Raw genomic sequence first — 798 nt, 5'->3', positions numbered from 1 at the left:
CGAGCGGGGGCGTCGTCATGGGCCAGGAATCCTCTCGAAAAGTCTCGACGTAAACCGTATGCCGCCCGCCTGAAGGGAATACGGGTCCGGGTACTCAGCCAGGAAGAACCGGGCGGTGGGCGCCGACCGCCGCCCCGCACTCCTGGCCCAGAACAACCCGACGCCGCAGGCTCCACCACCTCCCCCGGCCCAGCAGTTCGGCCACGCGCCGGGCCGCCGCACGGTCGGCGGCACGCCGGTCGCGCGGGGCCGGTACGACGGCCTGCGGCAGGCCGGGCGGCCGCAGGGCCCCGTAGTCGGTGAACCGCCGCACTCCGCACGTCCGGCAGCGCCGCCCGACACCGCAACGGGCCGCCCCCGCCTCACAGCCCGGCATAGCGCTCCGCCGCCTCTCGCGGGAGCACGGCCCACAGCCTGCTGCCGGCGAGAGGGCTCTCCGCCGCCGCCAGCCCGACGATCCCGCCGCACTCGCCGACGACGGATTCGAGCATGGCCAGCGCCTCCCGCCGGTACGCCCGGCACGCCTTGCCGGCCTCGACGGCGTGCTCCTGGTGCTCGTCGAACACGGTCAGCCGCAGCACGCCGAAGCGCCAGCGGACGGCAAGGCTCACGTCACGCCCCGGGGTGAACGTATAGGCGTTCCCGAGCAGTTCGGACGCGGCCAGGGCCGCGAGCTCGGCGAGCCCGACGAGGCCGTGCTCGGTCAGCAGGCGCTGAACGACGGTGCGGGCCATGCCGAGACAGTAGGAACCTCCGGGGAGGCCAAGGGAGTAGTTGAGATTCGCGCGGGTGGGAGGG

At 74.1% G+C, this 798-nt stretch carries 2 protein-coding genes; both read right to left on the bottom strand.

What is annotated here, in order from left to right; translation table 11 throughout:
- Window positions 1–94: 94 nt before the first annotated feature.
- Window positions 95–376 (bottom strand): DUF6255 family natural product biosynthesis protein, encoded by a 282-nt coding sequence (locus K6I33_RS35410; RefSeq protein ID WP_238492420.1) that lies wholly within the window; start codon window positions 374–376, stop codon window positions 95–97.
- Window positions 363–734: an ATP-binding protein gene (locus tag K6I33_RS35405; protein WP_229358883.1), complete on the bottom strand. Its 372-nt coding sequence runs from the start codon at window positions 732–734 to the stop codon at window positions 363–365. Before K6I33_RS35405 ends, K6I33_RS35410 begins: the two co-directional genes overlap by 14 nt.
- Between the last annotated feature and the right edge of the window lie 64 nt (window positions 735–798).

The organism is Streptomyces sp. UNOB3_S3, from assembly GCF_020740895.1.
Classification (GTDB): Bacteria; Actinomycetota; Actinomycetes; order Streptomycetales; family Streptomycetaceae; genus Streptomyces.
Note: the sequence above shows the minus strand (reverse complement) of the source record. Positions and strands in the feature narration are given on the sequence as shown.